The organism is Dorea sp. BIOML-A1, assembly GCF_009875615.1.
GTDB lineage: Bacteria > Bacillota > Clostridia > Lachnospirales > Lachnospiraceae > Dorea_A > Dorea_A amylophila.
The window spans coordinates 1-12,831 of sequence record NZ_WWSA01000016.1 but is presented as its reverse complement, the minus strand read 5'-3'; the positions used below and the strand labels follow the sequence as shown (position 1 = coordinate 12,831).

The 12,831-nt window shown below is 38.3% G+C and carries 14 protein-coding genes; 1 reads left to right on the top strand and 13 read right to left on the bottom strand.

The genetic code is table 11. The features are described 5' to 3' along the window. Nucleotides 1-23: 23 nt before the first annotated feature. The 7 genes from GT508_RS07850 to GT508_RS07820 all read right to left on the bottom strand — a co-directional run bounded on the left by GT508_RS07850 (nucleotide 24) and on the right by GT508_RS07820 (nucleotide 8,652). Complete coding sequence (locus GT508_RS07850) at nucleotides 24-1,775, bottom strand: FMN-binding protein (protein ID WP_161143962.1); 1,752 nt, start codon at nucleotides 1,773-1,775, stop codon at nucleotides 24-26. An 11-nt stretch (nucleotides 1,776-1,786) separates the two neighbouring features. Then, on the bottom strand, nucleotides 1,787-2,869 hold the full coding sequence (locus tag GT508_RS07845) for an FAD:protein FMN transferase (protein WP_161143961.1): 1,083 nt from the start codon (nucleotides 2,867-2,869) through the stop codon (nucleotides 1,787-1,789). A gap of 360 nt (nucleotides 2,870-3,229) precedes the next feature. After that, on the bottom strand, nucleotides 3,230-3,439 hold the full coding sequence (locus tag GT508_RS07840; RefSeq protein WP_161143982.1) for a type II toxin-antitoxin system mRNA interferase toxin, RelE/StbE family: 210 nt from the start codon (nucleotides 3,437-3,439) through the stop codon (nucleotides 3,230-3,232). After that, nucleotides 3,429-5,873, bottom strand: a complete 2,445-nt coding sequence (locus GT508_RS07835) for an ABC transporter permease (RefSeq protein ID WP_161143960.1) — start codon at nucleotides 5,871-5,873, stop codon at nucleotides 3,429-3,431. The genes GT508_RS07840 and GT508_RS07835 overlap by 11 nt, the downstream gene beginning before the upstream one ends. After that, nucleotides 5,870-6,544: an ABC transporter ATP-binding protein gene (locus tag GT508_RS07830; RefSeq protein WP_005340169.1), complete on the bottom strand. Its 675-nt coding sequence runs from the start codon at nucleotides 6,542-6,544 to the stop codon at nucleotides 5,870-5,872. Before GT508_RS07830 ends, GT508_RS07835 begins: the two co-directional genes overlap by 4 nt. A 177-nt stretch (nucleotides 6,545-6,721) precedes the next feature. Next, a complete protein-coding gene (locus GT508_RS07825) occupies nucleotides 6,722-7,987 on the bottom strand; it encodes a sensor histidine kinase (RefSeq protein ID WP_055213724.1) in 1,266 nt (421 codons plus the stop codon). Then, nucleotides 7,963-8,652, bottom strand: a complete 690-nt coding sequence (locus GT508_RS07820; protein WP_161143959.1) for a response regulator transcription factor — start codon at nucleotides 8,650-8,652, stop codon at nucleotides 7,963-7,965. Before GT508_RS07820 ends, GT508_RS07825 begins: the two co-directional genes overlap by 25 nt. A 151-nt stretch (nucleotides 8,653-8,803) precedes the next feature. Here GT508_RS07820 and GT508_RS07815 point away from each other — a divergent pair, with 151 nt between their 5' ends. Continuing rightward, entirely contained in the window at nucleotides 8,804-9,259 is a 456-nt protein-coding gene (locus GT508_RS07815; protein ID WP_161143958.1) for a GNAT family N-acetyltransferase, read from the top strand. 142 nt (nucleotides 9,260-9,401) lie between these two features. Here the strand turns inward: GT508_RS07815 and GT508_RS07810 are convergent, their stop codons facing one another. The 6 genes from GT508_RS07810 to GT508_RS07785 form a co-directional block, all read right to left on the bottom strand. Then, nucleotides 9,402-9,734: a DUF3784 domain-containing protein gene (locus tag GT508_RS07810; RefSeq protein WP_028087922.1), complete on the bottom strand. Its 333-nt coding sequence runs from the start codon at nucleotides 9,732-9,734 to the stop codon at nucleotides 9,402-9,404. An 88-nt stretch (nucleotides 9,735-9,822) separates the two neighbouring features. Next, nucleotides 9,823-10,284: a helix-turn-helix transcriptional regulator gene (locus GT508_RS07805; RefSeq protein WP_007887521.1), complete on the bottom strand. Its 462-nt coding sequence runs from the start codon at nucleotides 10,282-10,284 to the stop codon at nucleotides 9,823-9,825. A gap of 16 nt (nucleotides 10,285-10,300) precedes the next feature. Further along, a complete protein-coding gene (locus GT508_RS07800) occupies nucleotides 10,301-10,582 on the bottom strand; it encodes a hypothetical protein (RefSeq protein WP_007887522.1) in 282 nt (93 codons plus the stop codon). A gap of 164 nt (nucleotides 10,583-10,746) precedes the next feature. Further along, nucleotides 10,747-11,379, bottom strand: coding sequence for a GyrI-like domain-containing protein (locus GT508_RS07795; RefSeq protein ID WP_055247379.1), 633 nt, complete (start codon nucleotides 11,377-11,379; stop codon nucleotides 10,747-10,749). A gap of 63 nt (nucleotides 11,380-11,442) precedes the next feature. Continuing rightward, complete coding sequence (locus GT508_RS07790) at nucleotides 11,443-12,072, bottom strand: YczE/YyaS/YitT family protein (RefSeq protein WP_005608570.1); 630 nt, start codon at nucleotides 12,070-12,072, stop codon at nucleotides 11,443-11,445. Nucleotides 12,073-12,106: 34 nt separating this feature from the next. Next, nucleotides 12,107-12,574: a hypothetical protein gene (locus GT508_RS07785; RefSeq protein WP_161143957.1), complete on the bottom strand. Its 468-nt coding sequence runs from the start codon at nucleotides 12,572-12,574 to the stop codon at nucleotides 12,107-12,109. Between the last annotated feature and the right edge of the window lie 257 nt (nucleotides 12,575-12,831).

The following is a 12,831-nucleotide window of genomic DNA, read 5'->3' as shown; positions in this document are numbered from 1 at the left end:
TCTTCCTTTCACTTGGTCTCTTTTTACTGTCTTTTTGCAGAAAGCAATGCGTTCTCACACGCATCCAGGATTGCTTTTGAAGTGCAGGTTGCACCCGATACTACATCAATTCCTTCTGTATTACCTTTCTCGATCAGCTGGCTTGTCACACCTTTTTTATTCGATGTTCCGTTTGCCGCACGGAGGATATATCTGTCATTTGATGAATCGCCGTCCCCTTTTACATCGGTAACAGCAACAATCTTGTCATCGCGCACTGTCACTTGTAACGTCAGATTATAGGCCGCAAAGTCTTCGTCCTCATCCGGTCTGCACAGCGCACGTCCTTCATAGATACCATTTTTATATACTGTAGCATCATCTTCGCCATCATCTTTTTTCTCCAGCAGTGCCAGTGCCTGGTTCAGATTCTCAAGAGCCTGGTCCACATCTTCCTGACTGATCTCTGTCTTATCTGCATCAAGCAGCTTCTGTGTGCCTTCCATTCTGGTCTTAAGAACCGCATAGGTTGCTTCTGTATAATCCTCTTGTTTCAGTTCTTCTGCTTCTTTCATCGCTTTTTCAAGTTCTGAAGTATCAGCTTCTTCCTTATCCGGCTCCGTTGTCTGTCCGTTTGTTACCTTTTCTGCTTCTTTTAATGCATTCTTCACTGCATTTATAAGACCATTTGAACTGTAAGTTGCTCCGGATACTACGTCCACATCCGTACTCTGTTTTTTCATAATATTTTTTACTACATCCATTGCACGGTTAAAGAATTTTTCATCATCATGATTCTTTGTTACGAGTACTGCCTTGATTGATTTATCCTGAAGAACCACCGCTACTTCTATCTCACCGTTATACCCTTCTGCCGTTCCGTAATAAATACCTTCTTTATACGGGAAATTGCCTTTGACAGTCGTATTGTCTTCTGTCTTAGAAGTATCTTCCGTCTTCGCATTCACAGACTGTGAATTACCGCTTACTGCAGCCTGACGGAGTGCATCTCTTACTGCACTCTTAATTCCGTTCGAACTGTAAGTCGCCCCGGAGATTACATCTACATTTGTACTCTGCGATGAAATAATATTGCCGATCAATGCTTCTGCGCGATTCAGATAACTGCTGTCATCATGATTCTCCACAACCTCAATAGACGTAATCTTTCCTCCGCTGATCACAACCTTAACTTTCAAAGTTCCTCCGAATCCGGTTCCTGTTCCATAATAGGTTCCATCTTTATACGCTGCCGCATCCTGCACGTCAGCCAGTGACAGTGTACTTCCCTGTACCGCTGCATTTCCGGACTGGGATTCTCCCGTCTCTCCACTGTCTTTTTCTCCTGTCAATGCATTCTTCACCGCACTGATAATACCATTAGAGCTAAATGTTGCGCCAGACACCACATCCACATCCAGCGTCTGTCCTGCAATGATCCTGTCTATCACTGCTTTTGCACGGTTAAAGAACGCTGCATCGTCCGAAGAACTTAAGATATCGATTGCCGTAATCTGTTTATCTTTGATCGTTACCGCAACAGTCACCTCGCCGGCATAACCGGTTCCTGTTCCTTTATAGATTCCGTCTGCCAGATCAAAAGAACCTTTTGCCTTGCTTTCTGTCTTCTTCGCTTCCTCGGCATCCGTTGTCTTTGTCTCTTTGGTCTGTGCCTGAGCTTTATAAACCGGTGCCTGATAGCCGCTTAACGACACCCCGATACAGGCTGCAACTACAATCGCCGAGGCGGCCGGTGCACCCTGTTTTATTTTTTTGATCACTTTTTCTTTATCCATGTCTTCCACCTCTACTTTTTCATTATGTTTACCTTATAATCCGATTGAAAATCATCCGCAATTCCTTCTGATACATATAATTGATCGTCATCCGTAAGCAGGATCACATCGAATTTATCACTATACTTCTTCCAGAATTTCTCTGCTTTCTCTTTTCCCATGATAAAAAGCGAAGTAGATAATCCATCCGCAAGTGTTCCGTCATCACTTACGATCGTCACCGAAATCAGTCCGTTCTCTGCAGGATAGCCTGTAGACGGATCAATGATATGGTGATAGTTCTTCCCATTTTTTTCAAAGTATCTCTCGTATCCGCCCGATGTGATAACTGCCTTGTCCTTTGCCTGCAGGATTCCAAGATAATTTCCATCTTCATCCGGACTTTCTACCGCAACTTTCCATGCGCTTCCATCTGGTTTTGCACCAAGAAGCTGTACATTTCCTCCAAGACTTACCAGACCGCTCGTCACACCGCACTTTTTATAAATCTGCATAATCCTTGAAGATGTATATCCCTTCGCAATGCCTCCGAAATCAATTTTCACATTCTTAGGCAGCGTGATTTTTTTTGTCTTTTTGTCGTATTGGATCTTCGATGCATCTACATTCTTCAGTAACGCACTCAGTTCATCCTCCGCAGGGATCCGGTAATTCTCCGTTGTAAATCCCCATGCATCCATGACCGGATAGATGGATATGTCAAATACTCCTTTTGTCTGTTTATATATTTTTTCAGAGCGTTCATACAAGTACGCCGTGTCATCCGAAACAACCGCTTCCCCGTTTTGATTTAATTTGTACACTTCACTGTTTTCATTTCCGGTAGACAACATTCCATCCAGTCGTTTGATCTCTGTCTCGGCTTTATCTACTGCTTCAGATGCATGCTCTCCATATGCTGTTACCGTCATATACGTATCCATTGCAAATATATCGCGACTCTGCTTTTCTTCACTGGAATTTTCACTTTTGGAATCTTCTTTTTTATCTGTCTGCGTCTGTGTTGTCTTGGCGGATGCCGTACTATTTCCACAGCCGATGGTTCCCATCGACACTACCGCACATAAAATGGCTATTACAATCTTTTTTTTCATTCTTATCCTTTACATCCATAGTTAACTTTGTCTATCAACAGTTAGCTTATGTTATTTTCAGTTTTATGCTTCTAACTCAATAAATGTACCATATGTTTTTTTCTGCTTCAATTCTTTTTTTGATATTGATATTTGTTATCATTTATTTTCACTGTTGATTTCTTGAAAAATCGAGTAGGAGGCGGTGACTAGCCGCCGTCCTCTCACAGCTCCTCTCACAGCACCGTACGTCAGACTGTCTACAATTAAGAAAAATGCTATAATAAAACTATCAAATTGGGATATATTTCCTGCACTAAAAAAACGCCACAAACTGTGACGTTTTTAGTACCATCTATATTTCAGTAAGCTTTCTTGATTCTAAAACTCACTTTTTCCATACTTTACAGTTACCACTGCAACGACTTTTTTATTTTCAAGCACTTCATAAATGATAATATAATTTTCTACAATCAACTGCCTATACCCTTTAAAAGCATAAAATCCATATTTTCTTTCCGCCCCTCGATATGGCTGTTCTTCCAAACTTAAGTTTCCACTTTCAAGAAATAAAAACTTGCTATCCCTGATACCTTATTCTTTCTACCAGCGTTTCCTTTTTCAGATTACTGCTTAAAACACAGGAAAGTACAATCTGCAACAGACCGACAAAAAAAATCATAATAAAAATTGGTACGATTGGAACATGATAAATATTCATTCCAAATATTCCATTATGCTTTGCATAGGAAAAAAGTGCATAGCCGAGCGGCAAACCAATAATCAAAGCTACGCATATGGTGCCAACCGTAAAAATCAGTCCCTGTAACTGCAGACATAAATTTAATTGTTTATTTGTCATGCCCACAGCCTGTAATACACCATATTCCTGCTTTTTTGTCGTAATATTCATGATCATGGTGTTTGCCATATTCATAAAACCGATGAGTCCTACAACCGCCATAAACAGATAACAGCCAAGCTTCATCATGCGGGTTACTGATTCTGCAGATTCTAACTGTGCATGATAGGTATCCATTTTTATATGCGAAGTATTAGAAATCAAAGTATTCAGACTCTGTTCCACAGATGCCACATCTTTTTTATCACAGTCCACCCACAGATAGCCATAGGCTGTTCCTCTCGGATTCATGGAACGGTATACACCTTCCGGAATGACAAGATAAGTGTCCGCACTTACAAAGGATCCTGCAATCTTTCCCTGATAGGTATAGGTTCCACTTCCATTTTCAAAGTTAAATGCAATTGATTCACCCGGAGCATATCCATCTTGTTCCATCCACGCCGACCAGCCAAAGAAAATATCACCATCCTTTACCGCCTGATCATAGTCCATAGAACCAATATCCCCATCTTGGCGCATAAAATCAAAATCCTTTTTACTCACAACAGCAGCCGGAAATCTTGTTCCGTTCAGATTTACAGAGACAATCTCTCTCGTCATGACATCTGTCACTCCCGGAATGCTTTTGATTTCTTCAATCAGCGAATCATTCAATGGATTATCCGTCAGAATCGTATCCAGATTATTCTCCGGATATCTTTCATCATACTCAGAAGAATAGTCAAGCTGCAGTTCAAATTGTCCATGATTAACGGAAAGACGTGCTTCATGCTCCGTGTCAATATTTCCCACATAATTAGAGATAATCACAAACAATGTGCAGGAAAGCCCCATTGTGAGGATGGTACCAATAGTTCTTTTGGGATTACCCGTTACATTTGCCATTGCCATAGAAAACACGGTGACATTTTTTCTGCCATTTCGTTTTCCTTTTTTTTGTGTTTCTGCATTTTCTAAATACCGTGTTGCTTCGATAGGTGAAATCCGTGAAACAATTTTCATTGGTTTACGCAGTGCCAAAGCAACGGTAAGAAATGATACGAAAATACATAGAAGCATAACAGGCAGGGAAAACAGAGGCACCTGCTGATTTTGGACTCCCATAGAGTCAGTTCCGGTTGATACAAGATTCCCCTGTTCTACCAGCCAGTTAAAACCGCATTTTGCAATCAGAAAGCCAAAAATCAATCCAACTGGTATTGAAAAAAATGTCAAAAAAATGCCCTCTCTGAAGATCAGTTGTTTCATCTGCTTTTTTGTCGCTCCGAGAGCCTTGATTTTTCCATACTCCTGTATCTTGTTGGCAATACCGACCTGAAAAATATTATAAATGACCACAACAGAGAAAAGTACAATTGCAAGAATCAAACCCCCGCATACCGCAATCGTTTCATAACTCGGCTGCAAGACCCATTGCAAATAGAGATCATTGACTATAACGTTTTTTTCTTCGATCCCACAAGCTGCTGCAATCTGCTTTATAACCGAATCAATATTATTCATAGATACATTTGCAGAATCATTTAAAGTAAAATAAATATTATACTGTCTGTCATTCTCTGCGACGTGCTCATCATAAAACTCCTGTGACCCGAAAGCAACATAAGATGCCTCGATGGTATACTCATCCCGATCATATAGGATTCCGCTGACAACAAATTCTTCCGGCTTATATTCTGACTGCATCCCTGCGCGGTAATCCAGTGTAACCGTATCTCCGATCTTTACATCACCATACCCCATTGCACGAAAAAATGCTCTTCCTGCGGCAATTTCCTGCATTTTTTCCGGATACTTTCCTTCCTTCAACTCATATTCTTTATTATAAGGAAGCATTTTTCTTGCAGTCTCATCCATGCAGACAAACCCGCCTTTTTCATTGCCTTTTATGATACCTTCGGTGCACATAGTGCCTGTAGCATCTATTTCCGCACGGCGGTTTACTTCTTTTAACTGCGATCCGTCTGCGGAAACAAACAGACCATAATTGCTTCCATATGATCCTGCCGCCTGACTTTTCTGTAAATGAATTACCCCATTTCCCACAGTACTGATGATAACAAGCAGCATCGTGGTCAGACAGATTGCCATCATGATCAGTATACTTCTTGTCCTGTTCCTTTTGTCATTGCTATATGCAATCCTGCTTATTGTCTTCATCTGAAATCCACCACCTGTCCGTCCTCAATCACCAGAATACGGTCAGCGACCTGTGCAATTTCGTCATCATGGGTAATCATTACAATTGTCTGTCCATATTTTTTTGCTGTCATCTTAAGCAGAGCGATTACCTCATCACTGGTCTTAGAATCAAGATTTCCTGTCGGCTCATCTGCAAATATAATTTCCGGACGATTCACCAGTGCTCTTGCAATTGCTACTCTTTGCTGCTGTCCTCCTGATAACTGATTTGGCAGATTATAAATCCGGTTTTCAATCCCCAGAGTTGCAATAATATCATTTACATACGCTTCATCCACTTTTCTTCCATCCAGCCCCAGTGGCAGTACAATATTTTCCCAGACATTAACAGATGAAACCAGATTAAATGCCTGAAAAACAAATCCGATTTTTCTTCTGCGGAAAACAGCAAGGGCATCTTCCTTCATCCTGTATAAATCTTTCCCTGCTAAAGTAACACTGCCTTTTGTCGGGGTGTCTAGCCCTCCAAGCATATGAAGTAATGTACTTTTACCGGAACCTGACTTTCCAACAATTGCGACAAATTCTCCCCGCTCAATCTGAATGTCCACCTGATTGACCGCTTTGACCTGATTCTCACCTGCGCCATAAAACTTACAAAGCTGCTTGGTTTCTAATATCACACTCATGTGTTGCCTCCTTTTCAATTCTGTAAAACGTACCTTTTCAACACGCTTTCTTTGCCTGTTTATATATTTGGTCATTTTTCAACCTACATCCAAATTGTATCAGGACAATCTTTCATTTCACTTTCAAAAAACGAGCAGAAGTCTTACAGAATTGTAAGATTTCTGCCCACTTAAAATTTAACCAACATATGGTAATTGAATCACAAACGTGCTTCCTTTTTTCTTTTTGCCGGAGGTTACCATGATTGTACCTCCGTGTTTTTCGATAATTTCTCTCGATAGAAAAAGTCCGATTCCTGTACCACTCTTTTCCATGACCTTCCTAGAACTTCCTCTGTAAAATCGTTGAAAAATTTTGTGATACTCATTCTGCGGAATACCAATTCCCTGATCCTCAATTTCCATTCTTACAAGATCGTTTCTTTTTTGTAACCGGATAAATATTTTTGAACCATCCGGGCTGTACTTGATTGCATTATCCAGAACGTTGATCACAGCTTCACCAAGCCATCTTTTATCCTGCATAACCATGCATGTTTCCAGCTCTTTTGCATAGTCAAAAACGAATTCAATTTCTTTCTCATCCGCTTTTGGATAAGTACAGTTCACAGCAGATATGACAGTATCCATAAGCGGAAGTTTTTTCTTATTAATCTGAATCAGTCCAGTTTCCATCTTGGATATTTCAAGAAGCGACTGCAATAATGTCTCCAGTCCATCCAGAGCACTCCGACAACGGATACGAAACTCCTCCTGTTCTGTGGCACTTAAGTCATTCTGCATCAGCACACTAAAACATGTATCCAAAGCTGCAACCGGTGTCTTTAACTGGTGAGAGATATCAGAAACCATTTCTTTCGTGCTCTCTTTTTCTTCCCGTGCTTCTTCCTTTAGCAACTGAATATGATGTCCGATTGCTTCAAGCTGGTCATTCAATTTTTCCAGTTCTGCTGGATTTTCCGTTTTCAGTAAAGCATCAAATTTATTTTCACGGAATCTGATCAGAATTTCTTCCAACTGGTCTAAAATTTTCTGATGACACGCATCTTCTTTTTTCTTCCAATAAAGTAAAAAAGTCAAAAGAAGCACGCATATCACAGTGCTTACAGCACCGGTCACCATAACCTGATGCCGGAATTGCATATAAAATGCATTCCCTTTATTTCCCCAGTATCCATATTGCTCCAATAATCGCCTTCCCTGTTCGTTGGTTTCAATATCCTTATCCTTAAGCAATTCCGAAACAGCATCCAGCCCGGAAAATTCTTCCTTTGCAGCAATCTCTGTCATAAGATTCATTTTATATTTATAATCTTCATAAAACACATATGTGGTAAAGCAATTTAATATTGCAAACAATACTATGACAGGCAAAACCAAGGAGAGCGCTACTGTGATCTTCTTGCGATATCTCTTTGTCACTGCCTTACCTCCTGATTCCATATATACCCAAGACCTCTGATATTCTTTATATAGACCGGTGCAGCCGGATTGTCTTCGATTTTCTCACGGAGTCTTCTGATATTGACAGCGATTGTATTTTCATCCACAAAATCCCCTTCCAGATCAAACACATTTTCCAATATTTGTGTTTTTGAAAGAATCTGTTTCGGATTCTGCAGAAAAAAAGTCAGCATTTTCAACTCCGTTTTTGTCAGACTGATTTCACGACTCTTTATCAGGACTTTCATTTCTCCTGTGATAAATACGATATCTCCCGAAATCATCTTGCCGACTTCCGTTTTCTCCTGTCTGCGGCGGAAATGTGCTTCTATTTTCAAAAGAAGTACCGAAAGACTAAACGGCTTTGTAATATAATCATCTGCCCCTGCTTCATATCCCATAACCTGATCCATCTCCTGATCTAGTGCTGTAAGGCAAATAATGTATGTATTATAATTGCATCTCATCCACCTTACAAATTCCAGTCCATTCCCATCCGGAAGATTCACATCACAAATGGTAACATCCACATTATTATCACTTGCAATTCTTTTCGCTTTTTTCACTGATTCTGCTGAAAAAACCTCATATCCGGATTTTCTCAGTGAGAATGTAATTCCTCGATTTAAATTTTCATCATCTTCAACCACGAGTATACCTGGCATAGCATATGCACCTCTCTTTATTAACTATCCAGAATAGAAATTAGCTTTTGTTCGCCTTCCGCATCCAAGACATATTAAAACAATACCGATTTATCTTTATCATTATACTACCACACCCAAAAACTTTTGTACATTTTTTCACACAGAGAACTTGCCACCGGCAACTTCTTATGATCTTAAATTTATAAAAGAAAATTACGAAAAATTATCTAAATCCAACGAAGTTTTTTACTCATCAATCACTAACAATGATGACGAACCCAAACAATTTAAACCTCTGTCAAATAAGTATTGGAAAAATCTGATTAATAAGATAAACGGATTTATTTTAATTGGTTTATATTATCAGAAAAAAAGAGGATTTATTGTTATCAAAGGAATCAGTAAACATGAATGTCGTTTAATTTATTTATATGTAGACGAATATTACCGGCAAAAGGGCATCGGAAAACATCTATTATCCGAAGCTAAAAATACTGCTAAGCAATTAGGTTATACCAAAATATCTTTATATGTATTATCTAATAACGAAATTGCACAGTCACTATATAAAAATTCAAATTTTAAAACCACAAAATTACGTATGGAATGTAGTTTGAACGAATAATATTTTCCATAAAAAATTATTCAATTTTTGTATAAACTTTCTTATCTTTCCATCAAAAAAATCTGCATCCCCTTACGCTCTTGGGTGGCGTAAGGGGTTTACAGATTTTTATTACTACTTATTCTCTACATACTGGAAGTTATTACTTTCTGCATAGTGTGTTTCCTAAAATGATAATTACCACGACATCAACCAAAATAATCCCCAATGCAATATATATAAAAAATGCAGGCAAAATATTTTCAAACAAGCTCATAGTTAATGCAAGAATTGCTATAATAGACATTCCAATTCCCATTGTTCTGCATAACTTCTTTTCATCATATTTTTCCTTTTCTTCTCTTGAAGCTGTATTATATCCAGAAATGAACCAGCTTCCATGTCCAGAAAGTAAAATAATAGAAAGTACAGCAAATATCACAAAGACAATCCACACTATCCAATCAGAGCCTGTTGCTAAATCTGCTAATTTCATTTACATACTCCTCCTTACATTTCATTTTCTTAATTCTATAAACTGGAATTTCATGAATTATCGCTTGCCTTAAACTTGCTGACACAAATCATTTAGTTTCCAATCCACTCAAATAGAATTGATATAACAAATACACCAGAGAAAATATACCAATTAACAAATACGCCACATTTTCTTTTAAAGATACTAGATACGATGAGAATACAACAAAGCCAATAACCTTGATTACCGCTTTAATTTTTCGATTTTCAATCTTATCAATTTTACAACAGATAAAACGTACTCCAATAACCATAGGAGAAAATAAGATTGCAATCAAAATTAATATAATATTTTGCTTATTAAAAATAAGCTTTGATAACTGTTTTTTCTCATTATCCTTGATGTCCAAATACTGGTATAACAATATAAGAGAGGCTTGGTCAGGAACACTTTTTCCCAATTCCCATTTCGAAATTGTCTGTCGCGTAACAAAGACAACATCAGCCAGTTGTTGTTGGGTTAAGCCCTTTTCAATTCTGGCTGATTTAATCAAATCTGATATTTCCATAGTTGTACTCCATTTATTATCTGTTTTTAATAGTGTCGCATAATGTTATTGCTAAACAAGCAACTATTACAAGAAAACTCATCTGATGTTTAATAACAACGCAAAATAGGCTAATTGCCAATAACATACCGATAAAAGCAATCATACTATACTTGTATATCCTAGGATGTTTTTGGGATAATGCATTCGATATTTTTACAATTACTGCTATCATAGGAATAATTAATACCCCCATAACACCAAATAAAATTCCAGTTGCAACAACACTCATTTTGTTTTTCTTCAATTCCTTCAACATAAAAAGAACCTCCTTTGTTTTTGATACTTTGATATTAAAATAGAATTCTTTTTATGTCACGCAACGCTTGTGAAAATAGGCGCAACGGTAACGATTTTCATTCTGGTCATCGAAAGCAAAATTCCGATTTTTCGTTCTCTGCGACTTCCCAATAAACGGGAATTTTACGCTTTCTTAATTGGATGTCTAATTACAGTTTTCCATTTTTCTGGGGCAACCTTTCTTGCATCAGACATATAAATCTCGTGGTGCAACCTATCTTTGTTAATATCATTAACATATCCATTTTGTTCTAAATAAGTATCCATAAGCGCAACAGTTGCTGGCTCATTATCAAAAGAACCTATATGCATAATTTGAACGCATAATCCCTCATCAATCGTAAGATACTCTGCTGACGAACAATCAAGTTTCTTCTTTTTCGTTGCTGTTTCTACCGCCCAGTCAAAATCAGCTTTAGAAATGAAATCAGGCAAACGGATAACAGAAATCCAGCTGAAAGCAGACTTATTTGTATAATCTACACTCTCGACATCATCCTGCCACCAAAAACCTTCCAATGGCGGAACAACATATTCAAAAAATCCTTCAATTTTATAATCAGTCTTGTAACTCATTTTTAATGTGTATGCAACAGCATATAGAACACTGATTGCTTGTTGATATGCTCCGCCTTCTTCATTTGGATTGCCTTTTCCTCTAACTGCAATATAATTTGCCTTAGGTACATTTACAATCTCTGGTTTGTTCTTCGGCATATAGAATTCTTTATACTCTTTTTTAAAATCAAAAGCCATAATAACCTCCAAAATTCCGATTTTCTCAATTCTCCAAACTTGAAGTTGTAGGTTTCTTTGCTATTATATCTTTAAAATTCGTTTTGCTTTCGCATTAACAAATTGGATAATCGGGCCTGAAATGATAACTGTAATGATTGTGCATATGCCAAACTTCCCGCCAAGCAAAACACCTATTATCACAACCAGAATATCTAATGCTATTCGAACAATTTTAACTTGCCAGTTGTTCTTTTCTGCCAAGGCAAAAGTAACTGCTTCATAAGAGCCACGACCAAGTGAGGCAGACGCATATAGTCCAGTCCCGACAGCAAACAAAATAACACCCAGCAACATGATAAAGAAGTTGAACCATCGATATGTACTGTAGACATGGCAGGTGGCAAATACATCCACACAGGTGCTGTATACAATTTGATATAGCACCGTCCCAATATGGATTTGACTTTTATCGTAAATTAATGCAAACAAAATCATCCCCACTGCTACAACAAAAGATGCCATACCGATGCTCAAATGAAACGTTTCAGCAATACCCTGCCATAGCACTGCGAGCGTGGCGCCACCAAATCCTGCATACAGTGCAAGTGTAATGCCATAGGCTGCAACAATGGAACCTATCACAATAATTATCAATTTCTTTAATAAGTCCCGCAATAGCAATGATTCCCTTTTGTGCTTATCAAACATCATAATTCCTCTATTCTACAAATTCAAATTGTTACACTTAAAAAAGCGGAATTTCACCATCATAGTTTTCTGCTTTTTCCAATAGCGGTCCTTTAGCTCCCATCGTAAACGCGATGTCGCTACTACGGATAGAGAGCAGCTCCATTCCGGGTCTCACCTTCAAAAAATCCATCATTTTCTTCGTAAGAAGAATTTGCCCCTCCTGTGAAATCTCTACCCAGCAGTAGGAACGCCCCTTGTATTTGATAAATTCGCCAGAACCTGCTGAGTAGTCAAGCAACGGTGGAGTATCGTCCAAAATGTGACCAAGTTTTGACGGATGCAAAAGGCCTTTCCGGGTGACGCAGAAGCCACCGGTAATCTTACTTCCGGTAAAAAGATATACTTTTCCTTCATCTGAAATGTGATATTCTTCCATTGCCTGCGGTGGAATCCGCAATGTTCCATCCGTCCGAATGAGTGATTTCCCGAAAATAAATTTTCCTCCCTTATTCATTTGTGGCATAAAAACACCTCCTGAAATTCCGATTTTAATGTCTCTATTATACCATAATGATACTATTATAAAAAAGGAAAAAGAGCTCCTTCGAGCTCTTTTGATTCAGTTCTGTAAACTTGAATTTATCGTCTTGTTCCATTCTTATCAAAATTCTTTTTTAATGCTATTTCTGTTGGGAGAATAGATCCAATTAAAGGAATAAGTTGAACACCACAGATAATTCCTCCTATACTCCCAACACAATCTTCATTTTTTCCAATTAC

Bases quoted from the DNA above. Each gene is read 5' to 3' on its own strand.
- GT508_RS07795 (WP_055247379.1), bottom strand. From the start codon at position 11,379: ATGGCTTTTGATTTTAAAAAAGAGTATAAAGAATTCTATATGCCGAAG.
- GT508_RS07850 (WP_161143962.1), bottom strand. From the start codon at position 1,775: ATGGATAAAGAAAAAGTGATCAAAAAAATAAAACAGGGTGCACCGGCC.
- GT508_RS07790 (WP_005608570.1), bottom strand. From the start codon at position 12,072: ATGATGTTTGATAAGCACAAAAGGGAATCATTGCTATTGCGGGACTTA.
- GT508_RS07835 (WP_161143960.1), bottom strand. From the start codon at position 5,873: ATGAAGACAATAAGCAGGATTGCATATAGCAATGACAAAAGGAACAGG.
- GT508_RS07810 (WP_028087922.1), bottom strand. From the start codon at position 9,734: ATGAAATTAGCAGATTTAGCAACAGGCTCTGATTGGATAGTGTGGATT.
- GT508_RS07800 (WP_007887522.1), bottom strand. From the start codon at position 10,582: ATGTTGAAGGAATTGAAGAAAAACAAAATGAGTGTTGTTGCAACTGGA.
- GT508_RS07785 (WP_161143957.1), bottom strand. From the start codon at position 12,574: ATGCCACAAATGAATAAGGGAGGAAAATTTATTTTCGGGAAATCACTC.
- GT508_RS07830 (WP_005340169.1), bottom strand. From the start codon at position 6,544: ATGAGTGTGATATTAGAAACCAAGCAGCTTTGTAAGTTTTATGGCGCA.
- GT508_RS07805 (WP_007887521.1), bottom strand. From the start codon at position 10,284: ATGGAAATATCAGATTTGATTAAATCAGCCAGAATTGAAAAGGGCTTA.
- GT508_RS07825 (WP_055213724.1), bottom strand. From the start codon at position 7,987: ATGGAATCAGGAGGTAAGGCAGTGACAAAGAGATATCGCAAGAAGATC.
- GT508_RS07820 (WP_161143959.1), bottom strand. From the start codon at position 8,652: ATGCCAGGTATACTCGTGGTTGAAGATGATGAAAATTTAAATCGAGGA.
- GT508_RS07845 (WP_161143961.1), bottom strand. From the start codon at position 2,869: ATGAAAAAAAAGATTGTAATAGCCATTTTATGTGCGGTAGTGTCGATG.